General features: G+C 70.9%; 19 protein-coding genes and 1 pseudogene. 8 read left to right on the forward strand and 12 right to left on the reverse strand.

The window, feature by feature from the left end:
• Window positions 1–212: 212 nt before the first annotated feature.
• The 7 genes from PUR53_RS21960 to PUR53_RS21990 all read right to left on the reverse strand — a co-directional run bounded on the left by PUR53_RS21960 (window position 213) and on the right by PUR53_RS21990 (window position 6,474).
• Complete coding sequence (locus tag PUR53_RS21960; RefSeq protein WP_329895412.1) at window positions 213–1,256, reverse strand: asparaginase; 1,044 nt, start codon at window positions 1,254–1,256, stop codon at window positions 213–215.
• An 11-nt stretch (window positions 1,257–1,267) separates the two neighbouring features.
• On the reverse strand, window positions 1,268–2,713 hold the full coding sequence (locus tag PUR53_RS21965; RefSeq protein ID WP_329895376.1) for an amino acid permease: 1,446 nt from the start codon (window positions 2,711–2,713) through the stop codon (window positions 1,268–1,270).
• Complete coding sequence (locus PUR53_RS21970; protein WP_239750910.1) at window positions 2,710–3,441, reverse strand: FadR/GntR family transcriptional regulator; 732 nt, start codon at window positions 3,439–3,441, stop codon at window positions 2,710–2,712. The genes PUR53_RS21965 and PUR53_RS21970 overlap by 4 nt, the downstream gene beginning before the upstream one ends.
• Window positions 3,442–3,506: 65 nt before the next feature.
• Window positions 3,507–4,340, reverse strand: coding sequence for an undecaprenyl-diphosphate phosphatase (locus PUR53_RS21975; RefSeq protein ID WP_329895375.1), 834 nt, complete (start codon window positions 4,338–4,340; stop codon window positions 3,507–3,509).
• 74 nt (window positions 4,341–4,414) lie between these two features.
• Window positions 4,415–4,789: a fluoride efflux transporter CrcB gene (gene crcB, locus PUR53_RS21980; RefSeq protein ID WP_329895374.1), complete on the reverse strand. Its 375-nt coding sequence runs from the start codon at window positions 4,787–4,789 to the stop codon at window positions 4,415–4,417.
• A complete protein-coding gene (gene crcB / locus PUR53_RS21985) occupies window positions 4,786–5,280 on the reverse strand; it encodes a fluoride efflux transporter CrcB (protein WP_329895373.1) in 495 nt (164 codons plus the stop codon). The genes crcB (PUR53_RS21980) and crcB (PUR53_RS21985) overlap by 4 nt, the downstream gene beginning before the upstream one ends.
• Before the next feature lie 207 nt (window positions 5,281–5,487).
• Window positions 5,488–6,474 carry an SMP-30/gluconolactonase/LRE family protein gene (locus PUR53_RS21990; RefSeq protein ID WP_329909385.1) on the reverse strand — a complete coding sequence of 329 codons (987 nt, stop codon included), beginning with the start codon at window positions 6,472–6,474 and terminating at the stop codon, window positions 5,488–5,490.
• Between the two features lie 125 nt (window positions 6,475–6,599).
• Here PUR53_RS21990 and PUR53_RS21995 point away from each other — a divergent pair.
• A pseudogene (locus PUR53_RS21995) lies at window positions 6,600–7,310 on the forward strand (hypothetical protein).
• A 60-nt stretch (window positions 7,311–7,370) separates the two neighbouring features.
• Here PUR53_RS21995 and PUR53_RS22000 read toward each other — a convergent pair.
• Together PUR53_RS22000 and PUR53_RS22005 are read right to left on the reverse strand one after the other, a co-directional pair.
• Entirely contained in the window at window positions 7,371–8,939 is a 1,569-nt protein-coding gene (locus tag PUR53_RS22000; protein WP_329909399.1) for a glycoside hydrolase family 53 protein, read from the reverse strand.
• Between the two features lie 215 nt (window positions 8,940–9,154).
• Window positions 9,155–11,176, reverse strand: coding sequence for a beta-galactosidase (locus PUR53_RS22005; RefSeq protein WP_329909387.1), 2,022 nt, complete (start codon window positions 11,174–11,176; stop codon window positions 9,155–9,157).
• 185 nt (window positions 11,177–11,361) lie between these two features.
• Between PUR53_RS22005 and PUR53_RS22010 the strand changes: the two genes are divergently transcribed.
• From PUR53_RS22010 to PUR53_RS22025, 4 genes are read left to right on the forward strand one after another with little or no spacing between them, the layout of a single operon-like run.
• Window positions 11,362–12,681: an extracellular solute-binding protein gene (locus tag PUR53_RS22010; protein WP_329909389.1), complete on the forward strand. Its 1,320-nt coding sequence runs from the start codon at window positions 11,362–11,364 to the stop codon at window positions 12,679–12,681.
• Window positions 12,678–13,601: a carbohydrate ABC transporter permease gene (locus tag PUR53_RS22015; protein WP_329909390.1), complete on the forward strand. Its 924-nt coding sequence runs from the start codon at window positions 12,678–12,680 to the stop codon at window positions 13,599–13,601. The genes PUR53_RS22010 and PUR53_RS22015 overlap by 4 nt, the downstream gene beginning before the upstream one ends.
• On the forward strand, window positions 13,598–14,503 hold the full coding sequence (locus tag PUR53_RS22020) for a carbohydrate ABC transporter permease (protein ID WP_329895368.1): 906 nt from the start codon (window positions 13,598–13,600) through the stop codon (window positions 14,501–14,503). The genes PUR53_RS22015 and PUR53_RS22020 overlap by 4 nt, the downstream gene beginning before the upstream one ends.
• Entirely contained in the window at window positions 14,500–15,531 is a 1,032-nt protein-coding gene (locus PUR53_RS22025) for a LacI family DNA-binding transcriptional regulator (RefSeq protein WP_329895367.1), read from the forward strand. The genes PUR53_RS22020 and PUR53_RS22025 overlap by 4 nt, the downstream gene beginning before the upstream one ends.
• A 30-nt stretch (window positions 15,532–15,561) precedes the next feature.
• Here PUR53_RS22025 and PUR53_RS22030 read toward each other — a convergent pair whose 3' ends face one another.
• Entirely contained in the window at window positions 15,562–17,175 is a 1,614-nt protein-coding gene (locus tag PUR53_RS22030) for an MFS transporter (protein WP_443080343.1), read from the reverse strand.
• 224 nt (window positions 17,176–17,399) lie between these two features.
• On the opposite strand from PUR53_RS22030, the gene PUR53_RS22035 reads away from it, so the two are divergent.
• Complete coding sequence (locus PUR53_RS22035) at window positions 17,400–18,200, forward strand: VOC family protein (protein ID WP_329909392.1); 801 nt, start codon at window positions 17,400–17,402, stop codon at window positions 18,198–18,200.
• Window positions 18,201–18,217: 17 nt separating this feature from the next.
• Here PUR53_RS22035 and glgX read toward each other — a convergent pair whose 3' ends face one another.
• Window positions 18,218–20,344, reverse strand: coding sequence for a glycogen debranching protein GlgX (glgX, locus tag PUR53_RS22040; RefSeq protein ID WP_329909394.1), 2,127 nt, complete (start codon window positions 20,342–20,344; stop codon window positions 18,218–18,220).
• Entirely contained in the window at window positions 20,341–20,856 is a 516-nt protein-coding gene (locus PUR53_RS22045) for a pep a2 (protein ID WP_329895364.1), read from the reverse strand. Before PUR53_RS22045 ends, glgX begins: the two co-directional genes overlap by 4 nt.
• Before the next feature lie 267 nt (window positions 20,857–21,123).
• On the opposite strand from PUR53_RS22045, the gene PUR53_RS22050 reads away from it, so the two are divergent.
• Together PUR53_RS22050 and PUR53_RS22055 are read left to right on the forward strand one after the other, a co-directional pair.
• Complete coding sequence (locus tag PUR53_RS22050; protein ID WP_329895363.1) at window positions 21,124–21,486, forward strand: DUF5133 domain-containing protein; 363 nt, start codon at window positions 21,124–21,126, stop codon at window positions 21,484–21,486.
• A gap of 60 nt (window positions 21,487–21,546) precedes the next feature.
• Window positions 21,547–22,582: maltotransferase domain-containing protein (locus tag PUR53_RS22055; RefSeq protein WP_329909395.1), on the forward strand; the 1,036-nt coding region annotated here is incomplete at its 3' end.

Raw genomic sequence — 22,582 nt, forward strand, 5'->3', positions numbered from 1 at the left:
GGTGAGGTGCGGGTGGGGTGGCGTGGGTGGGTGCGGTCTTCGGGTGCGGGTCCGGTGGGGGCTGGTCGCGCGGTTTCCCGCGCCCCTGAAAAAGCGGGGCTGCGCCCCAGCTTTTTGGGGCCGAAGAGCACGGGGCGCAGCCCTGCTCTTCAGGGGCGCGGGGAACTGCGCGAGAAGCCCCACCGGACCCGCAGCCGACAACCCGCCCCCCGTCAGGGCAACCGCGGCAACGGATCGAGCGCCCGCACCGCACTGACCCGCCCGACTTCCCGCCCGCCCCCGAGCAACGCCTCCCCCGCGAACCCGGCGAGAGCCGCAGGCTCGACGCCGGCCCGCACGAGCGCCGCCGCGCACACCGGCACCCTCGCCCGGTTCGCACCGTCGGCGATCTTCACGGCCACGGCTCGGCCGTCGGGCAGCGCGGCGACCTGCACGCCCTCGAAGCCGTCCTTGGTGAGCAGTCCGGGGACGGCCCGCATCAGCTCGGCGACGTCGCGTCCGGCGCCGGAGGCCATCTCGGCGTGCTCGCGCATGGCGTCGGCGACGGTGCGCTCGGGGGTGCCCTCGGCGGCGGTGGTGATCCGGGCGAGGGCGCGGGCGAGACCGTGCAGGGAGACGGAGAACAGGGGCGCGCCGCAGCCGTCGACGGTCACGCGGGCGATGGCCTGCCCGGTGAGGTCCTCGACGATCTCGGCGATGGCCTGCTGCAGGGGGTGGGCCGGGTCGAGGTAGTCGTCCAGGGACCAGCCGTTGAGCTTGCAGGTGTAGAGCATGGCCGCGTGCTTGCCCGAGCAGTTCTGCGCGAGACGGGAGGGCTGCCTCCCCTCGCGTATCCACGCGTCGCGGACGGCCGGGTCGTACGGCATGTCGGTGACGTTGCGCAGGTCGGCCTCGGTGGCGCCGGCCAACTCCAGGATCCGCCGGGTTCCGGCGAGGTGGCGTTCCTCGCCGGAGTGGCTGGCGGCGGCCAGGGACAGCAGGTCGCCGTCCAGCGACAGTCCGGCGCGCAGCATGGCCACGGCCTGGACCGGCTTGAGCGCCGACCGGGGGTAGAACGCCGCCTCGATGTCGCCGAGTTGGAGTTCCACCTCCCCGTCGGCCCCCAGCACCACGACGGAGCCGTAGTGGATGCCCTCGATGACACCTCCGCGTACGAGGTGGGCGACGGGGGCGTGCAGCGGTTCCCGGATCGCGGGGGCCGCGGCCACCGGAGCCGCAGGGGTCGCCGAGGCGCCGGTGGTCGTGGGGTCGTACATCACTGCCTGCTTCACTTCTTCACTCCGGCCGGCTGCCGGCCGACCCGGCGTCGTACGCCGAACCAGCCCGCGACCAGCGCCAACACGATGAGGGGGAGGCACAGCACGGTTGTGCGGCCGACACCGCCGTCCAGGTACATCAGGACCAGCACCGCGGCCAGGAAGAACAGGGTGACCAGTTCGGTCCAGGGGGAGCCGGGCAGCTGGTAGCTGGGGCGGGTCAGTTCGCCGCGCTCGGTCTTCTGCCAGAACAGCAGGTGGCAGATCATGATCATGCCCCAGGTGGCGATGATGCCGATGGCGGCGAAGTTGAGGACGATCTCGAACGCCTCGGCGGGGACCACGAAGTTCAGGCCGACACCCAGCACACAGATGCCGCTGGTGAGCAGGATGCCGCCGTAGGGGACCTGGCTGCGGCTCATCACGCCGGTGAACTTCGGGGCGGAGCCGGCGACGGCCATCGAGCGCAGGATGCGGCCGGTGGAGTACAGGCCCGAGTTGAGCGAGGACATGGCCGCGGTCAGCACGACCAGGTTCATGATGCCGCCGGCGGCCGGGACGCCGATGTTGGAGAGCACCGTGACGAAGGGGCTCTCGCCGGCCTTGTACGAGGACCAGGGCAGCAGCATCGACAGCAGGATCACGGAGCCGACGTAGAACAGTCCGACCCGCCACATGATCGAGTTGATCGCCTTCGGCATGATCTTCTCGGGGTTCTCGGTCTCTCCGGCGGCGACGCCGACCAGTTCGACGGAGGCGTAGGCGAAGACGACACCCTGGATGATCAGCAGCATCGGCAGGACGCCGTTGGGGAAGAGGCCGCCGTTGTCGGTGATCAGGGCCGGGCCGGGGGTGTGGCCGTCCACGGGCTGCTGGGTGACGAGCAGCCAGATGCCGATGCACATGAACAGGACGAGCGCGCCGACCTTGATGATCGCGAACCAGAACTCCAGTTCACCGAACATCTTCACGGAGATCAGGTTCACGGCGAGGACGACCGCGAGGGCGACCAGGGCGATCACCCACTGCGGCACGTCGGAGAACATGCCCCAGTAGTGGGTGTAGACGGCGACGGCGGTGATGTCGGCGATCCCGGTCGTGGCCCAGTTCAGGAAGTACATCCAGCCGGCCGTGTACGCGCCCTTCTCACCCATGAACTCGCGGGCGTAGGACACGAAGGCGCCGGACGAGGGCCGGTAGAGGACCAGTTCGCCGAGGGCGCGGACGACGAGGAAGGCGAAGACTCCGCAGACCGCGTACGCGATGAACAGGGACGGGCCGGCGTCGACGAGACGGCCGCCGGCGCCGAGGAAGAGGCCGGTGCCGATCGCGCCGCCGATGGCGATCATGTTGACATGGCGGGACTTCAGGGACTTGCTGTAGCCGGCGTCTCCGGCGTCGACATGGGCGGAATTCCCGCCGGTTACGACGTCTTTTTCGAGGGACTGCTCGCTCACGCCTCGGGTCCGCCTTCCGTGGAGCTGTCCGTGCGCGGGGAACGCACGATGTCGGTGAGGGTGGTCTCGACGCGGTCGAGGTGGTGGGACATGGCCTCCACCGCGTCGTTGGCGGAACCGTCGATCAGCGCCTCGACGATGGCCCGGTGCTCGCGGTTGGACTGCTCGCGCCGGCCGCCCAGCTCGTTGAGGAAGGCCGACTGGCGGGCCAGCGCGTCCCGGATCTCCTCGATCACCCGGCGGAACACCGGGTTCTGGGCGGCCTCGGCCACGGCCAGGTGGAAGAGGGTGTCCATCGCGACCCAGGCGGTGGTGTCGGTCTCCCGCTCCATCCGGTCCAGCAGGTGGGCCAGATGGTCCAGGTTCTCCGGGGTGCGGCGCACGGCCGCGTACCCGGCGACCGGGATCTCCACGTGCCGGCGCACTTCCAGCAGGTCGCTCGCCACGTAGTCGCCGAAGGTGGGGTCCTCGACGGCGTTCGCGATCACGAAGGTGCCCTTGCCGGTACGGGACTGGGTCAGCCCCATCACCTGGAGGGCGCGCAGGGCCTCGCGCAGGACCGGACGGCTCACTTCGAGCTGTCGGCAGAGCTCCGCCTCCGAGGGGAGCTTGTCCCCGATGGCGTACTTGCCGCGCTCGATCGCGTCGCGGAGGTGGGTGAGCACCGCTTCCATGGCGCTGACGCGCCGGGGTGCCGAGCCACCTGTCTGGCTGTCTGACAGGTTCACGGGGGTGATCCTGCGGGTGACGGGAGGGAGCTGTCAAGAGCCCCCTGATTTGATCTTTGAGCTGGTCAGCTCAGTCCACCCGCGCCGAGCAGCCCGAACAGCAGCACCCCGACCACGATCCGATAGGAGATGAACACGTTGAACGAGTGCCTGGTCACGAACTTCAGCAGCCAGGCGACGGAGGCGTACGCGACCGCGAACGACACGGCGGTGCCGGCGATCAGCGGGGCCGCGCCGACGCCCGCGCCGAGGGCGTCCTTCAGCTCGTAGAGCCCGGCGCCGGTGAGGGCCGGAATGCCGAGGAAGAAGGAGAGCCGGGTGGCGGCGACCCGGTCGAGGTCGAGCAGCAGCGCGGTGGACATGGTGGCGCCGGAGCGGGAGAAGCCGGGGAACAGCAAAGCGAGGATCTGCGAACCGCCGACGAGCATCGCGTCCCGGAACCGGGTGTCCTCCTCGGCACGCCTGCGCCGGCCCACCTGTTCGGCGACCCACATCACACCGCTGCCGACGACCAGCGAGCCGGCCACCACCCACAGGGAGGCGAGCGGCCCCTCGATCAGCGACCGGGCGGCCAGCCCCACGACGACGATGGGGATCGTCGCGGCGATCACCCACCACGCGAACCGGTAGTCGCGCTCCTGCCGCTCCCCCGCGTCGAACAGCCCCCGGAACCAGGCGGACCCGATGCGGGCGATGTCGTGCCGGAAGTACACGAGCACCGCGGCGATGGCACCCACCTGGATGACCGCCGAGAACCCGACGACGGCCTTGTCGTCCACCTGGATCCCCATCAGCCCTTCGGTGATCTTCAGATGGCCGGTGGAGGACACCGGCAGGAACTCCGTCAGCCCCTCCACCGCTCCGAGGACGACTGCCTGACCGACGCTGATGGTGCTCATGGGGTCCAGTTCTGTTCTGCGAGGTCTGCGAGGGCGGTGGACGCAGTGGTACCGCAGCCGGGTAAGGGACGCGCTCAGGACCAGAGACCGCGCGCCACCGCCAGCCCCACGTAGACCGCGCCCAGCCCCGCCGTCACGCTCGCGACGACGTTGGCGGCGGCGTGGAAGCGGGCGCCGCCCTCGGCCAGCCGCAGGGTCTCGTACGAGAACGTCGAGTACGTCGTGAGCGCCCCGCACAGGCCGGTGCCGAGGAGGAGTTGCAGGTGGGAGCCGGCGGCACCGGCCGTCACGGCACCGGTGAGCAGGCCGAGGACGAAGGAGCCGGAGACGTTGACGGCGAAGGTGCCCCAGGGGAAGCCCGTGTCGTGACGGGACTGCACCGCGCGGTCGGTGAGATAGCGCAGGGGCGCGCCGACCATTCCGCCGAGGATGACGAGCACCCAGTTCACGACGACCTCTTACCTTTCTCACGCCCTGCGGTGGGCCCGGCGGGAAGCACGCGCCGGGCCGTCGCCGCCGCGACCCAGACCGCCGTGAGGGCGGCGAGGAGGGTCGCGGCGAGGTAGGCCAGGGCGGTGGCGGGCCGACCCTCCTCGATCAGGCGCTGGATGTCGACGGCGTACGTGGAGAAGGTGGTGAAGCCGCCGAGGACGCCGGTGCCGAAGAAGGGGCGGACGAGGCGGTGGACCGTCCACTTCTCTGTGATCGCGACCATGAGGAGACCGATCACGAAGCAGCCGACGACATTGACGCAGAACGTGGTCCACGGGAAGCCGGTCGTGCCGGTGGGCCAGAGGAGGGCGGCCGCGTAGCGGGCCACCGCCCCGGTCGCACCCCCGACGGCGACGACCGCGACGACCGGTGCCTGGCCGTGCCAGGGGGCGGGGCGGGGTGGATCGGGGACGGGGGCGTCGGGCCCGTCGAGCTGTGGGGCTGGCACGCTGTACGTCTCCTACTCGCCGGGGCCCGGTGTCCGCCGGGCACGCTCCGTCGCAAGCAGGGACCGTTGTCGGCAGCGATGCCGCGGTTCGGGTACGGCGGGCCCCACCGCCGCGCCGCAGGACGAGGGGTCCTGCGGCCGGTCAACAGCGTAACGCGGGCCCCGACGGCACCGCACGCGCCTCGTGTGCCCGGGCGGGGGCCGACGTCAGCCCGACTGCCCCTTCCCCGGCAGCTCGCACACCGCGATCCCGCGCTCCCACAGGCTGCCCAGGATCAGCCGGCCCTCGGCCACGCAGGCGCTGGTGACCATGCGGTATCGGGAGTGGCGGTCGACAAGGGTGTGGACGACGTGCCCCTGGTCGTCGACCGCGACGACACCGGCGAAGCCGAGCGGGCGGAAGGGTGCCCGCACCGCCACCCGGCTCGCGGCGCTCCGCACGGCCGGACCGGCGCGGTGCAGCCGGTCGAGGGCGCCGATGCGCGGGCCGGCCAGCGCCACCCACATCAGGCCGCTGTCGGGGTCGCGCCACATGTTGTCGGGGGTGCCCGGCAGGTCCTCGACGAAGGGCTCGCTCGTGCCGGCGCCGGCTCCCGTGAGGTGGACGCGGGTCAGCCGGCGCGGGCCGGTCTCCGCGACCACGAGGAACGACTCGTCGGCGGAGGGCACGAGGCCGTTGGCGAACTGGAGCCCCTCCAGGACGACTTCGGGCGCCCCCTTCCCCGGCGCGAGCCGCAGCAGCCGCCCGGTCCCGGTGTGTTCGACGATGTCGCCGATCCACTGGTGGAGGGGATAGCGGCGGCTGGAGACGGTGAAGTACACCGTGCCGTCGGACAGCGCGACGGCATTGCTGCAGAACCGCAGCCGCTCACCGTCCACCTCGTCGGCGAGCAGCCGCACGGTGCCGTCGCCGGTCGTGACGCGCAGCAGCCCCCGCTCGGCGTCGCACACCAACAGGTCGCCGTCCGGGAGGAGTTCGAGGCCCAGCGGCCTGCCGCCGGTGTCGGCGAGCGTCTCGACCCGGGCCCGCCCCGGCTCCGTGAGCCCGTCCACCCGCAGGACCCGGCCGTCCTCGACACCGGTCAGCACCCGCCCGCGCCCGTCGGCGACGACGTCCTCGGGCCCGCGGCCGCCGATCCCGACGTACGCCTCCGGCAGGAATCCCGCGCCCCGTGAAACCGCCCTGCCCGCCATGTCCGCCTCCCGGTGGTCCGCCCGATGCCCGCGCCGGACCATCCTGGCAGGGGGCCGGGCCGCCCCACACGGCCTCGGGTCAGGTTGGCCGCCACGGACCACCGCCGCCGACCAGGGAGACCGCCGTGGCCGCCCGCCCCCGCCTGCTGTATGTCACCGACCTCGCCTACCCGGGCCGGGGGCGGCGCTACGGCGACGAGGACATTTTCCTCACCTCCCGGCTGCGCGCCGAGTTCGACCTCGCCCTGTGCCATCCGCTGGACGCGGCGGCCCTGATGGACGGCTTCGACGCGGTCGTGGTCCGCAACAGCGGGGCCGTCCTGCACTACAGCAGGCGTACGACGCCTTCCGCGAGCGGGCCCGCGCCCTCGGTACCCGTGTCTACAACCCGCTGACCGGCCGCGGCGACATGGTCGGCAAGCAGTACCTGCCGGACCTCGCCGGTGCCGGGTACCCGGTCATCCCCACCGTCGACCGGCCGGAGGACCTGGAGCGGCTGCCGGAGGCCGCCTCGTACCCGGTGAAGCCGAAGGACGGCGCGGACTCCCTCGGCCTGCGCTTCCTGACCGGCCCCGAGCTGGCGGGCCTGACCTGGGGCGACATCCTCGTCCAGCCGCGCGTCGACTTCCGCTACGAGGTGTCCTTCTACTACGTCGACGACACCCTCCAGTACGCCCTGTACGCGCCTGATCCCGACCGTCGCTGGGTCCTGGAGCCCTACGAGGCCACGGGGGCCGACCTGGACTTCGCCCGCCGTGGACCGGGTTCCGGAGCCGGTCCGGGACACCTTCGTCACGGCCATGGCCGGTTCGCTGCACGCGTTCCTCGGCGAGTGAACGGCCGGAGGGGCCGCACGTCGAAACGTACGGCCCCTCCGATCAATCAGACGCGCGCACTCACCGGTGGCTGAACCACACCGCCGCCGGAAGCAGCCGGTCGTCGTACCCGAACAGCGCCTGGTTCTCCCAGCCGTTGCCGGACGCCGCGTCCGTCGGGTCCCAGCCGTTGCCCGAGACCGCGGTCCACGTCGACTCCCAGTAGAAGATCCCGAGACCACGGCCGTTCGGGACGGCTTCGACGATGCTCGCGATGTCCTTCATCCACCGGGTCTGACCGGCGGTCGTGGCCGGGTAGCCGGACACGAGTTCGCTGCTCAGATCGATGATGTTCTCGTGCGCGTCCTCGCTGTCCAGCCGGAACGGGTACGCCGTCTCGGCGACGAACACCGGCTTGGCGTAGCGCGAGGCCGCGTCGTCCAGGGTGGTCTGGAAGTCGGCGAGCGTCCCGTGCCAGTAGCCGTAGTACGACAGGCCGATGACGTCGAACTTCACGTTGTTGGCGACCGCGTTGTCGAACCACCAGCGGGTGCCGGACAGATCGCCGCCCTTGGCGAGGTGCAGCGCGACCTGGGTGGAGGAGTTGACCGCCTTGACCGCGTCGTAGCCGGAGTTGAGCAGACCGGCGAGCTGCGACCAGTTGGAGGTGGAGCCCGCCGACCACAGCATGCCGCCGTTGATCTCGTTGCCGACCTGGACCATGTCGGCGGTGGTGCCCTGGGACTTGAGGGCGTTGAGGACGTCGTAGGTGTGGTTGTAGACGTCCGTCCGCAGCTGGCTGTAGGAGTGGCCGGTCCACGCGGACGGCACGGTCTGGGCGCCGGGGTCGGCCCAGGTGTCCGAGTAGTGGAAGTCGACCAGCAGCTTCATGCCCTGCGCCTTGACGCGCTTGGCGGCGGCGAGCACCCGCGTCTTGTTGTTGTAGCCGTCGGCGGGGTTCACCCAGACCTTGACGCGGGCGTAGTTCTGCCCGGCGCCCTTGAGGATGGCGAGCGCGTCGCCGGTGGTGCCCGAGCTGTTCCGGTAGACACCGCCCTTGGCCTCGCTCTTGATGAGCGAGGACACGTCGGAGCCCTTGATGGGCACGCCCGACGTGCCGGACGCGAAGGTCAGGTCGTCGACGTTGATCCAGTTTCCGGCGTTGGCATCGGAATTGATGCTGATGGTGCACTGGTTGTTCGTCACCGCGATCGAGGTGACGATCCGGATCCAGCCACTCGCGGAGACCGGGATGTCGGTGCGCTGCTCGGCGCTGCCGCAGTTCTTCAGCGCGAGGTACGCGGAGTTCTGGCCGCCGCCCGAGCGCACCCACGCGGTGAGCTTGTAGTTCCCGTTGGTGAGGCCGGAGAGGTACTGGTACGTCTCCACCTTGTAGGCGGAGGCCGACCAATGGGTGAGGCGGTAACTGCCGCCGTGGCCACCGGACTCGGTGAACGAGGCGGCGTTCTGCCCGGCCGCCGAGTACGTCGACCAGCCGGCCGGCGTGGCGGTCCCGGTGCCGTCGGACTCGAAGCCCCCGTTGGTGAGCGTGGAGGCGGCGTGTGCCGAGCCGGCGGGCAGGGTGGTGAGCGCCAGTCCCGCGAACAGCGGTATGAGCAGGGCCCTGAGGGCGCGTCTCGCGTGGAACATCGTCGTCCCTTCGACGAAGGTGGGGAGCCGGGTGGTGCGGTGCTGTGGCGGCGCCACGCCCGAAGGCCGTGGGCGTGGCGCCGCCGGACCGACCGGATGTCCCCAGAGATCCGGTCGGGGTCGGGGATGGCCCGTGGCTGAGGAACGGCCCCGGGCGGGGAGCGGCGGCGGTCACCCCTACGGCTCGGTGACCGGTCGCCGCCCACAGTTGCTGGTCAGGTGTCGAGTCGTACGACCCTGACGGCTCCGGCGGGCACGCCCAGGTGGCCCGCCGCTCGTTCGCCGGTCAACAGCTCCGTGCCGGCCGTGTCCAGCGGCACCTTCGTGTCGAGCGCCGTGTGGTTGATCGCGAAGAGGAAGTCGCCCGACTCCCCCGCGCGGCGCACCACTTCGACGTCACGCGGCAGGTCGGCGCGGGGGGCGATGCCCGCGTCGTCGGCGGCCCAGCCGAGGAGCGCGTCGAGGCCGTGCGCGTCGAGACGGGTCGACACGTACCAGGCGGAGCCCTCGCCGAGCCGGTGCCGGGTGACGGCGGGCCGGTCGGCGGCGAGTCCGTCGGCGTAGGTCCACACGGGCTCGGCGCCGCGCGTCACCACGAACTCGGTCCACACGTCACCGGTGAGTTCGGAGCCGTCGGGGCCGGTGATGCGGACGCTCTCCCCGCCGAGCAGCGGCGAGAACTCCTCCACGGTCAGGCCGAGTACGTCCCGCAGGGCACCGGGGTACGGGCCCTCGTGGACGGCGTCGTGCTCGTCGACGATCCCGGAGAAGTAGGAGACGACGAGGGTGCCGCCGTTCTCGACGTACGCCTTGAGGTTGTCCCCGGCCGCCTCGGTCATCAGGTACAGCGCGGGGACGACGACAAGGGGATAGGCCGACAAGTCGGCTTCCGGGTGGGCGAAGTCGACGGTGAGGTGGCGGTCGTAGAGGGCCTCGTAGAAGGCGTCGGCGCGTTCGCGGGCCTCGTGGTCCTCGGTGGGGCGCCAGGCGAGGTTCTGCGCCCACCAGGAGTGCCAGTCCCACAGGACGGCCACGTCGGCGACGGTCCGGGTGCCGCGGATCTGGCTGAGGGAGTCCAGGGACGCGCCCAGTTCGACGACCTCGCGCCACACGCGTGACTCGGTGCCGGCCTGCGGCAGCATCGCGGAGTGGAACTTCTCGGCGCCGCGCCGGGACTGCCGCCACTGGAAGAACATGGCGCCCTCGGAGCCGCGCGCCACATGCGCGAGGGAGTTGCGGGCCATCTGGCCGGGGGCCTTGGCGGGGTTGCGGGCCTGCCAGTTGACGCCCGAGGTGGAGTGCTCCAGGAGCAGCCAGGGGGCGCCGCCGCCGACCGAGCGGGTGAGATCGGCGGCCATGGCGAGGTTGACGTGGGTGCGGCGGCCGTCGGTGATCAGGTAGTGGTCGTTGGTGACGAGGTCGACCTCGCGGCCCCAGGCCCAGTAGTCCATGGAGTCGCACTGGCTGAGCGCGGCCATGAAGTTGGTGGTGACCGGGATGCCGGGCGCGAGGCGGTGCAGGATGTCCCGCTCGGCGACGAAGTTCTCGCGGATGGTCTCGTCGGCGAACCGCTTGTAGTCGAGGGCCTGCCCGGGGTTGCCGACCGTGGGGGTCGTGCGGGGCGGGTTGATCTGCGCGAAGTCGGTGTAGTGCTGGCCCCAGAAGGCGGTGCCCCAGGCCTCGTTGACCGCCGCGACGTCGCCGTAGGTCCGCTCCAGCCAGCGGCGGAAGTGCGCGGCGCAGGAGTCGCAGTAGCAGGCGGAGACGGGGACGCCGTACTCGTTGTGGACGTGCCACAGGGCGAGCGCCGGGTGGTCCGCGTAGCGCTCGGCGAGCCTGGTGGTGATGGTCGCGGCTGCGGCCCGGTAGTCGGTGTTGCTGTGGCAGATGGCGCCGCGCGAGCCGAACTCGTAGCGGGTGCCGTCGGCGGTGACGGGCAGCGCCTCGGGGTGCTCGCGGTAGAACCAGACCGGCGGGACGACCGTGGGGGTGCCGAGGTCGACGCGGATGCCGTTCTCGTGGAGCAGGTCGAGCAGCCGGTCGAGCCACCCGAAGTCGTAGACACCTCGTGAGGTCTCCAGCAGGGCCCAGGAGAAGATGCCGACACTCACCATCGTGACGCCGGCCTCGCGCATCAGCCGGACGTCCTCGTGCCAGACGGTTTCCGGCCACTGCTCGGGGTTGTAGTCCCCACCGAAGGCGAGCCTGGTGAGGCCCGTGGGGGTGGTCTCCGGCATGGATCTCTCCCGTTGAGTCGATCATTTGGGAACGTGCACACACGGCGGCGGCGGTGCGAGCCCAACATAACCGCACAGCAACAACCATTGACAAGTGTCCGGGATGTTTCTCTACTGTGAACGCTCACAGCAGCATGGCATGGTCTTCGCAGCAGGCGAGGACCCAGGTCAGGGGAGAACGATCCATGCCCAACATCACGAAGCACCGGCGCTTTGTGGCCACCGCCGTCGCCGTCACGCTCGGCGCCACCACACTCGCCGCCTGCGGCGGCTCCGACGACAGCGAGACCCAGTCGGGGCCGGCGAAGCTGACGTACTGGACCTGGACGCCGGGCATGGACAAGGTCGTGGACCTGTGGAACAAGGGTCCCGGCAAGGAGCAGCAGATCACCGTCACGGCGAAGAAGCAGGCCTCCGGCGACACCCTGGTCACCAAGATCCTCACCGCGCACAAGGCGGGCAAGGGCCCGGACCTGGTGCAGGCCGAGTACCAGGCGCTGCCGACCCTGGTCAGCAATGACGCGGTCGCCGACATCGCGGGCGAGGCGGGCGACGCGAAGGGCAAGTTCGCCGACGGTGTCTGGCAGCAGACGACGCTGGGCTCGGACGCCGTCTACGCGATACCGCAGGACATCGGGCCGATGATGTTCTACTACCGCGAGGACCTCTTCAAGAAGTACGGCCTCGAAGTCCCGGCGACCTGGGACGAGTTCGCCGAGACCGCGCGGAAGCTGAAGAAGGAGAATCCGGACGTCGACCTCACCACCTTCTCCGCCGCCGACTCCGGTCTCTTCGCCGGCCTCGCCCAGCAGGCGGGTGCCCGGTGGTGGACCACCGAGGGCCAGAAGTGGAAGGTCGCCATCGACGACACGGCGACGCAGCGGGTCGCCGACTTCTGGGGCGGCCTCGTCAAGGAGGGCGCCATCGACAACCAGCCGATGTACACCCCGGCCTGGAACAAGGCGCTCAACACCGGCAAGCAGATCGCCTGGGTCAGCGCCGTGTGGGCGCCGGGCACGCTGACCACGGCCGCGCCCGACACCGAGGGCAAGTGGAAGGTGGCGCCGCTGCCGCAGTGGTCGGCCTCCGAGAACACCACCGGCAGCTGGGGCGGCTCCTCGACCGCCGTCACCACGGACTCCAAGAACAAGGGTGCCGCCGCGAAGTTCGCCACCTGGCTGAACACGGACCCCGAGGCGCTGACCGCGCTGGCGAAGGAGGGCGGCATCTACCCCGCCGCCACGACCGCGCAGACCAGTGACGCGTTCGCCGAGCCGCCGGCCTTCTTCTCCAACCAGGCCGACTTCTACACCGTGGCCTCCGAGGTCGCGAAGACGACCGCGCCCTCGGCGTGGGGCCCGAACGTGAACGTCGCGTACACCACCTTCAAGGACGCGTTCGGCGCCGCCGCGAAGAACAAGTCGGACTTCGGTGCCGCCCTGAAGACGATGCAGGACGACACGGTCGCCGACATGAAGAAGCAGGGCTTCGAGGTCGCGGAGTGACCAGCGCACGCCGGAGGTCGTACGGGGTCAAGGGGGCCCCGTACGCCTTCCTCCTCCCCGCGACGATCCTGTTCGCTCTCTTCTTCGCGCTCCCGATCGGCTACGCGGTCTGGCTCAGCCTGCACAAGGTGCAGGTCAAGGGACTCGGCCTCGGTGCGGGCGCGCGCAGCGAGGTGTGGGCGGGCCTGGAGAACTACACCGGCGCGCTGACCGACCCCGAGCTGATCGACGGCGCCCTGCGCGTCCTCGGCTACGGCGCGATCGTGGTCCCGGTCATGCTCGGTCTGGCCCTGGTCCTCGCCCTGATGCTGGACAGCGACAAGGTGCGCCTCGCCCCGTTCACCCGGCTGGCGATCTTCCTGCCGTACGCCGTCCCGGGCGTCGTGGCGGCCCTGCTCTGGGGCTTCCTCTACCTGCCCGACGTCAGCCCCTTCTACTTCGTCCTGGAGAAGCTGGGGCTGCCGCAGCCTGACCTGCTGGACGGCGGCGGCCTGTACGCGGCGCTGTCGAACATCGCGGTGTGGGGCGGCACCGGGTTCAACATGATCGTCATCTACACCTCGCTCCAGTCGATCCCCGCCGAGGTGTACGAGGCGGCCAAGCTGGACGGCGCGACGCCGCTCCAGATCGCGCTGAGGATCAAGATCCCGATGGTGGCGCCGTCGCTGGTGCTGACCTTCTTCTTCTCGATCATCGCCACGCTCCAGGTGTTCAGCGAGCCCACCACTCTCAAGCCCCTCACCAACTCGGTCTCCACGACGTGGAGTCCGCTGATGAAGGTGCACCGGGACGCGTTCGGCGAGGGCGACATCTATGCGGCGGCAGCCGGCGCGGTGATCATCGCCGTGGCCACCCTGGTCCTCTCCTTCGGCTTCCTGAGGGCCGCGAACTCCCGTCAGAAGCAGGAGGCAGCACGATGAGTTCTCTTGCCGTACGCAAGGCCGCCCCGGCGGCCGGCACCACGCCCGGCACCGCCCAGGGCCCGCCGCTGCGCCGCCGGATCGCCCTCGTCCCGACGCTCACCCTGCTGCTGGGCGCGATCTACTGTCTGCTGCCCGTGGCCTGGGTGCTGATCGCGGCCACCAAGTCGGGCAGCGAGCTGTTCTCCACCTTCACCTTCCTGCCGGGCACCGGGTTCGCGGACAACCTGTCCGACCTGAACGCCTACCGGGACGGCGTCTACTGGCAGTGGATGGGCAACTCCGCCCTGTACGCGGGCCTCGGCGCCGTCCTCTCGACGGCCGTCTCCGCGATCAGCGGCTACGCGCTGGCGATCTACCGTTTCAAGGGCCGCGAGGCCGTCTTCAACGTGCTGATGGCGGGCGTGCTGATGCCGCCGGTGATCCTGGCGATCCCGCAGTACCTGCTGATGGCCAAGGCGGACCTGGCGGACAGCTACTGGTCGGTGCTGCTGCCGCTGGTCCTCTCCCCGTACGGCGTGTACCTGTCCCGGATCTACGCCGCTGCCGCGGTCCCCGGCGACGTGGTGGAGGCCGGGCGGATGGACGGGGCGAGCGAGTGGCGGATCTTCACCCGGATCGCGCTGCCGATGATGGTGCCGGGGCTGGTGACGGTCTTCCTGTTCCAGTTCGTGGCGGTCTGGAACAACTTCCTGCTGCCGTACATCATGCTCAGCGACGACGAGAAGTTCCCGATCACCCTCGGCCTGTTCACGCTCCTCGAACAAGGGTCAAACACGCCGGCGCTCTACACGCTGGTGATCACGGGCGCGCTGCTTGCGGTGATCCCGCTGATCGCGCTCTTCCTGGTCATCCAGCGGTTCTGGAGCCTCGATCTGCTCTCCGGAGCCGTAAAGTCATGACCATGAGCAACACGGGGGGCAGGCGCAAACCGCCGACCATTCACGACGTGGCGCGCGAGGCGGGAGTCTCCCGGGGAACCGTCTCACGCGTGCTCAACGGCGGTCACTACGTCAGCCCGACGGCAGCCGAGGCGGTCAACGCCGCGATCCGCAGGACGGGTTACGTCGTGAACCGGCACGCCCGCTCGCTGATCACCGGGCGTTCCGACTCGATCGGCTTCCTGCTGACGGAACCGCAGGAGAAGCTCTTCGAGGACCCCAACTTCAATGTCCTCCTGCGGTGTTGCACCCAGGCGCTGGCCGCGCACGACATCCCGCTGCTGCTGATGGTGGCGGGTACGGAGGACGAGCGGCGCCGGATCACGCGGTACATCACGGCGGGCCACGTCGACGGGGTGCTGGTGGTGTCCAGTCACTCCGCGGACCCGGTCGCCCAGGAGCTGCGCGAGGCGGGCATCCCCCTCGTCCAGTGCGGCAAGCCCATGACGCCCGGCTCCAAGGTGAGTTACGTGGCCGCGGACGACCGCGACGGCGCCCGGGACATGGTGCGCCATCTGCTGTCGCTGGGCCGCCGCCGGATCGGTGTCGTGACCGGCCCGCTGGACTCGCCCGGCGGTGTCGACCGCCTCGCCGGCTACAAGGAGGTGCTCACCGAGGCCGGTGTCGAGATCGACGAGCGGCTCATCGCCTCCGGCGACTACAGCCGGGCCAGCGGCGAGGTGGGCACCGACCTGCTGCTGGAGCGGGCCCCCGACATGGACGCCGTGTTCGTGGCGTCCGACCTGATGGCGCAGGGCGCCCTCGCGGCGCTGCGCCGGGCGGGCCGCCGGGTCCCCGAGGACGTGTCCGTGGGCGGCTTCGACGACTCGGCCGCGGCGACGGAGTCCGTCCCGGCCCTCACCACCATCCGCCAGCCCTACGACCGGATCAGCAACGAGATGGTGCGGGTCCTGCTGGCGCAGATCGGCGGCGAGGCCCCGGCCGCGGTGATCCTGCCGACGGAGCTGGTGCGGCGGGAGTCCGCCTGAAGCCGCACACGTCCGGGGCCCGTGCCGCCGTCAGTGGTGCACGGGCTCCCGGTCGGGTGTCCGTGTCTCCTCGGTGACCCGGGTGCCCGGGTGCCGCAGCGCGCACAGGAACCCGATGCCGAGCGCGATGGCCATGCCGTAGAACACCCACTGGTTGGCCTCGGCGAAGTCCATGCGGATGGCGTCCATCGAGTCGCGCATCACCGTGGCGACCTCGCTGTCCCCGCCCGGTGCCTGGCTGTCCGGATTGCCGGTGACCGCCTCGGAGACGTCACGGGCCGCGTCCCGCGCCGCGTCGTCCGGCACTCCCCTGGACGTCAGCGTCTCGACGACCTTGTCGGTGGTGACATGCGTCAGGATCGTGCCGTACACCGCGAGACCCACGGCCGCCGCGTAGTTGCGCACGGTCTGGGTGATGCCGGTGACCTCGCCGTACGAGGCGTTGAGGGACCGGTTCACCGCGTCGGTGGAGGCGGGCGCGAGCAGGAAGCCGATGCCTGCGCCGGCGAGGGCGACGTAGGGCCACTGGTCGTGCATCGAGAGGTCCGTCAGCTTGTTCGCCCACAGGGCGAAGCCGACCGCGCCGAGGGCCGTGCCCAGTTTCAGCGCGGGCCGGGCGCCGCGTTTGTCGAGGATCCGGCCGCCCCACTGGGAGGCGATGGCGAAGCCGATGAAGAAGTACAGCAGGAACAGCGCGGCCTGGTTGGGAGAGGCGCTGAGCGAGACCTGCGCGTACACCGACGCGAAGAAGAACAGGGGGACGAAGGCGAGCATCGCGAAGAACAGGACGGCCGCGTCGACGCTGAAGGCCTTGTCGCGGAAGACGTGGAGCTTGATGAGTGGTTCGTCGACGCGGAGTTCGTAGGCGCAGAACAGCACCAGGACCGCGAGGCCGCCGACGACGCAGGCCCAGGTGGCGAAGCTGCTCCAGCCCCAGGCGGAGGCCTGCTGCAGACCGAGCACGCTCAGCCCCATGCCCACGGCCACGAGGACGGCGCCGGGCAGGTCGAGTCGCTCACGACGGGCCTGGTGCGGGATGCGGGCGAGGGCGGTCAGGACGAGGGCGACGATCGCGACGGGCACGTTGACCCAGAAGATCGCCCGCCAGGTCCAGCTGGTGAGCCAGCCGCCGAGGAGCGGGCCGAGCGCGGTGAGGGCGCCGGACAGCCCGAAGAACAGGGCGAGGGCCCGTCCCCGCTTGTCGACCGGGAAAACGGCGACCACGACGGCGAGCGCGGCCGGGAACATCAGCGCGGCGCCCAGGCCCTGGGTGGCGCGGAAGACGATCAGCCAGGTCTGGGCGAAGCCGTTGTCGGGGACGCAGCCGCAGAGCACGGAGGAGATGACGAAGGTCAGGGTGCCGATCACCGTCATCCGGCGGTGTCCGAGGATGTCGGCGAGTCGGCCGCCGAGCGCGAAGAACGCGGCCAGGGCGAGCAGATAGGCGTTGACGACCCACTGCATGCCCGACGAGGAGAGGTCCAGCTCGTCCACGATGCTCGGAGCGGCGATGGCGACGATCGTCTGGTCGATGAAGGTCATCGACACGGCGAACATCATCGCCGCGAGGGCCAGGGTCTGACGGGGCGCGGCGGGGCCGGACGCGGCCGGCCCCGGCCCGGAACGTTCCTTCATGTCGGCCATGCGTCGAATCTTCCCTTGATCCGCTTCCGGGCGCACGCGCTCGGAGGCGGCGCCCGGTAAGGGCCCGGGACACCCGGTCATCACTCGAACGGCCGTCCGAAGATCGCCCGCCACCGGGGTCGGAACACCGAAGCGGGGTACTCGACGGGCACCGGCCCCGGATCCGGTTGGACACTGGAGTGGGGCCGGGGTGTGCCGACGGACGAGATCAGGACACGACTGCCATGAACTGCGACAGCGATCACCGGGACGCCGAGAACGTCGTCTCCAGCCATTCCGTCTTCGGCGCGCCCTGCTGGGTGAGCCTCACCAGCCGGGACCTGCCGGCCACGGAGGACTTCTACGCCGCCGTGCTGGGCTGGCAGTGGCGTACCGCCAAGCTCGGCGACCACTTCCGGATCGCGCTGGCCGACGGCGTGCCGGTCGCCGGGATCGCCGGGGTGGCCTCCCTGTGGCAGATGGCGGTCGCCTGGACCCCGTACTTCGCCGTGTCGGACGCCGACGCGGCGGCCTCCCGGGCCAGGGAGCGCGGCGGGACGGTCGCGGTCGGCCCCCTCTCCTTCCCGCCCGGCCGCGCCGCCCTGCTGGCGGACCGGCACGGCGCCTCCTTCGGGATCTGGGAGGGCGCGCTCTTCACGGACTGGGAGACCTGGCGCAAGGCCGCCCCCGCCTTCATCCGGCTGCACACCCGCGACGCCTTCGACGCGGCGATCTTCTACGGCGAGGTCCTGGAGTGGGCCACCGAGAAGCCCGGCTGCTGCGAGGTGCACTACGAGGCGAACGAGGTCGTCCTGCGCAGCGAGGGCGAGGTGGTGGCCCGGATCACCTCCGGCGCGCTGGAGGCCGCGCCCGATCCCACGATCCGCCCCCACTGGCAGGTGCACTTCTCCGTCTCCGACGTGGCCGCCCGGGTCGAGGCCGCCCAGCACCACGGCGGCACGATCCTCACCGAGACCGCGCACGAGGCGGTGCTCCGCGACCCCGACGGCGCCCAGTTCACGATCACGTCCCGCAGCGAACGCTGACGCCGCCCCGGCCGGGATCAGCCGGCCCGGGAGGGCCGTGACAGCAGCATCAGCCCCCGCGCCTCGACGGTGATCTCGGCACCCGCCTTGTGCTCGGACTCGTCCGGGACGCCGTCGGGCTCCGCGGCCGTGTCGACCCGGGTCGCCCAGCGCTCGCCGTACGCGGTGCCGGGCAGCCGGAAGACCCGCGGCTCCCAGTGACTGTTCAGCAGGAGCAGGAAGGAGTCGTCGACGACGGGGCCGCCGCAGGGGTCGCGTTCGGCGATGGCGTCGCCGTTGAGGAAGACGGCCATGGCGTGGGCGTCGGAGCGGTCCCAGTCGGCGTCGGTCATCTCGCGGGCGTCCGGCCACAGCCACACCAGGTCGGGCAGCGGCTGGTCCGCGCGGGTCGGTGTGTCGCCCCGGAAGAAGCGGCGGCGGCGCAGCACCGGATGGGCGGCGCGCAGGGCGATGAGGTCGCGGGTGAAGGCGAGCAGCGCGCGCCGTTCGTCGTCGAGCCGCCAGTCGAGCCACGAGACCTCGTTGTCCTGGCAGTAGGCGTTGTTGTTGCCGCGCTGGGTGCGGCCCGACTCGTCGCCGTGGCCGATCATCGGGATGCCCTGGGACAGCAGCAGGGTGGCCAGCAGATTGCGTTGCTGTCGGGCGCGCAGGGCGAGGACGCGCGGGTCCCTGGTGGGTCCTTCGGCTCCGCAGTTCCAGGAGCGGTTGACGCTCTCGCCGTCCTGGTTGCCCTCGCCGTTGGCCTCGTTGTGCTTGTCGTCGTAGGAGACCAGGTCGCGCAGGGTGAAACCGTCGTGCGCGGTGACGAAGTTGACGCTCGCGCGGGGGCGGCGTCGGCTGTGCTCGTAGAGGTCGGCGGAGCCGGTCAGCCGGGACGCGAACTCGCCGAGCATATGGGGACGGCCACGCCAGAAGTCCCGTACGGCGTCACGGTACTTGCCGTTCCACTCGGACCACAGAGGGGGGAAGTTGCCGACCTGGTAGCCGCCCTCGCCGACATCCCAGGGTTCGGCGATGAGTTTGACCCTGCTGATGACCGGGTCCTGCTGGATCAGGTCGAAGAACGCCGAGAGCCGGTCCACCTCGTGGAACTGGCGGGCCAGGGTGGCGGCGAGGTCGAAGCGGAATCCGTCGACATGCATCTCGGTGACCCAGTACCGCAGCGAGTCCATGATCAGTTGCAGGACGTACGGGTGCCGCATCAGGAGGCTGTTCCCTGTGCCGGTGGTGTCGTAGTAGTGCGCCCAGTCGCCGTCCACCAGGCGGTAGTAGGAGCTGTTGTCGATGCCCCGGAAGGAGAGGGTGGGCCCCTTCTCGTTGCCCTCGGCGGTGTGGTTGTAGACCACGTCGAGGATCACTTCGAGGCCGGCCGCGTGCAGGGCCTTGACCATCGACTTGAACTCGGTGACCTGCTGGCCCCGGGTGCCGTGGGCGGCGTAGGCGTTGTGGGGCGCGAAGTAGCCGATGGTGTTGTAGCCCCAGTAGTTGGCGAGCCCCCGGTCCTGGAGGACGCCGTCCTGCACGAACTGGTGGACCGGCATCAGCTCGATCGCGGTCACGCCCAGCGACGTGAGGTGCTCGACGACGGCGGGGTGCGCCAACCCCGCATAGGTGCCGCGCAGTTCGGGGGGAACGTCGGGGTGGGTGCGGGTGAGGCCGCGGACGTGCGCCTCGTAGATGACGGTGTCGGCGTAGGGACGTCGCGGCGGGCGGTCGTCCCCCCAGTCGAAGAACGGGTCGGTGACGACGCCGAGCATGGTGTGCCCGGCGCTGTCGGCGCCCGGTTCGCGGAGGGAGGGGTGGTTGTCCACCTGCCCGTCGACGGCCGTGGTGTACGGGTCGAGCAGCAGTTTCGCCGGATCGCAGCGGTGGCCCGCGGCGGGATCCCAGGGACCGTGCACCCGGTAGCCGTAGCGCTGCCCGGGGCCGACGCCGGGGAGCCGGCCATGCCAGACGAAACCGTCGACCTCGGTGAGCGGGACGGCGCGACGGCGGCCCGCGTCGTCGACGAGGACGAGGTCGACGCGGTCGGCGACCTCGCTGAAGAGCGCGAAGTTGGTGCCGGTGCCGTCGTAGGAGGCACCCAGCGGGTAGGGGTGCCCGCTCCACACGGGCACCCCTTCGCGGTCGCGCCGCACGGTCACCGCGCGCCTTCGGAGATGTCCGAGGCCTCGCCGCCGGGTGCGCCGGCGAGCGCCGCGACGGGCATCTCGCGGGGCACCTGGAGCATTTCGCGCAGAGCCGGTTCGGGCGCCGTCGGCACCAGGGGCACGCTCTGGTCGACGGGTGCCCGCTGGGTGAACCAGATGACGGTGCTGCCGGTGTCCGTGGAGCAACAGCCCCAGCCGTCGCTGAGCACGGCGATACGGGTCAGGCAGGGGCGCAACTCCCGGTCCGGGCGCAGCTCTCGGTCGTTCTCGGCCACCGCCGAGATGAGGTGGTGACCGTTCCACCACATCTCGATCGACGTGTTCTTGTCCGTCGCGTGCTCCTCGATGGCGTGCAGAAGGAGTTCGGCGCTGTGGCAGACGGGCTTGACGAGGGTTTCCAGGTCCCAGAACCGGAGGTGAGCGGCCAGGATGCGGCTGACCTGTCCGACCCGTTCCGGACTGACTTCCACGTCGAGGTGGTAGTAGCGAGGCACTGCGGTCTTCATCGTCGTTGGCTCCTCACCGGCGAAGCCCCCGCCTCGTGTACACGAAGCGTGAGCACCGATCACTGCTGAGTCAGCTCCAGAGTGGGAGGGCTACGCCATTCGTGCAACACGAGCGACTCCCGAGGTGGTTGAAGAACCAACAAGACGCCCGGTGGTTGCGCATGCACCATGAGTGAAGGCATCGGCTCCGTGAGGCGCCGGTGCCCCTCCGCGCACGACCTCCCCCGGGAAGCGTGCTCCGCCGAGAGTGCCGGGAGGGACCAGCACATGCTGCTGCCCGCCAAGAACGAGGTGGCCAGACATCTGCGGCGCTACCGCACCTGGGAACGCGTGATGCTCGCGTCCCCGACCGACCGCGCGGCCCGGGACAGTTTCGAGGACTCGGGCTACACGCTGTGCGTGCTGATGGGTAAACGCTGCGCCCGCGAGGCCGTGGCGGCCGCCGAGCGCTATCTGCGGACGAGCCTGCCCTCCTATCTCCAGGAGCAGGACGACCGTCCCGAGCAGGAACCCACCGGCAAGAGCGGTAAGGACCGGACCCGTAAGGGGGCCGGCAAGAGCCGGACCGGCGAGAGCCGTTCCGCCAGAGGTGGTCCGCCGTCCGGTCGGCGTTCCACGGCAGGGCTGTAGAGCCCGTAGAGCACCCGTTCGGCCCAGCGCCGATTCCCGAGCACGGCGGAGGTGAGACCCATGAGCCCGACTCCGGCCCCGGCCGTCGGCCGCGTCCCCGTCAGGGATGTCCGCCCGCTCGTCGAGTGCGGCAGACGTCCCGCGAAGGCGGTCGTCGGCGAGACCTTCGAGGTCACCGCGACGCTGTTCCGCGAGGGGCACGGCGTGGTGGCCGCCAATGTCGTGCTCAAGGACCCGGAGGGCCGTCCGGCCCCGTGGACCCCGATGCGCGAACTGGCTCCCGGCACCGACCGCTGGGGCGCCTGGGTCACCCCCACCTCCGAGGGCCGCTGGACGTACCGCGTCGAGGCCTGGAGCGATCCCGTCGCCACCTGGCGTCACACCGCCCGGATCAAGGTCCCGGCCGGCATCGACACCGAGCTGGTGCTGGAGGAGGGTGCCGAGCTCCTCGCCCGGGCCGCCGCCGGGGTGCCGGAGGCGGATCTGCACACGGTTCTGGTGACGGTGGTCCGCAAGCTCCGGGACGACACCCTGCCGGCCGCCGACCGCCTTGCGGCGGCGTTGGCGCCGGAGGTCGAGGAGGTCCTGACCCGCCATCCCCTGCGGGAACTGGTCACCTCCTCCGAGCCGCTGCCTCTGCTGGTGGAACGCGAACGGGCCCTGTTCGGCTCCTGGTACGAGTTCTTCCCCCGCTCCGAGGGCACCCCCGAGCAGCCCCACGGAACCTTCCGCACCGCCGCCCGCCGCCTCCCGGCCATCGCCGCCATGGGCTTCGACGTCGTCTACCTGCCCCCGATCCACCCCATCGGCACCACCTTCCGCAAGGGCCGCAACAACACCCTCTCCCCCACCCCCGACGACGTCGGCGTCCCCTGGGCCATCGGCTCCCCCGAAGGCGGCCACGACACCATCCACCCCGACCTCGGCACGCTCGACGACTTCGACCACTTCGTCACCGAAGCCCGCGCCCACGGCCTGGAAGTCGCCCTCGACTTCGCCCTGCAGTGCTCCCCCGACCACCCCTGGGTCGACAAGCACCCCGAGTGGTTCCACCACCGCCCCGACGGCACCATCGCCTACGCCGAGAACCCGCCCA

Source organism: Streptomyces sp. SP18BB07 (assembly GCF_036322545.1).
Classification (GTDB): Bacteria; Actinomycetota; Actinomycetes; order Streptomycetales; family Streptomycetaceae; genus Streptomyces; species Streptomyces deccanensis.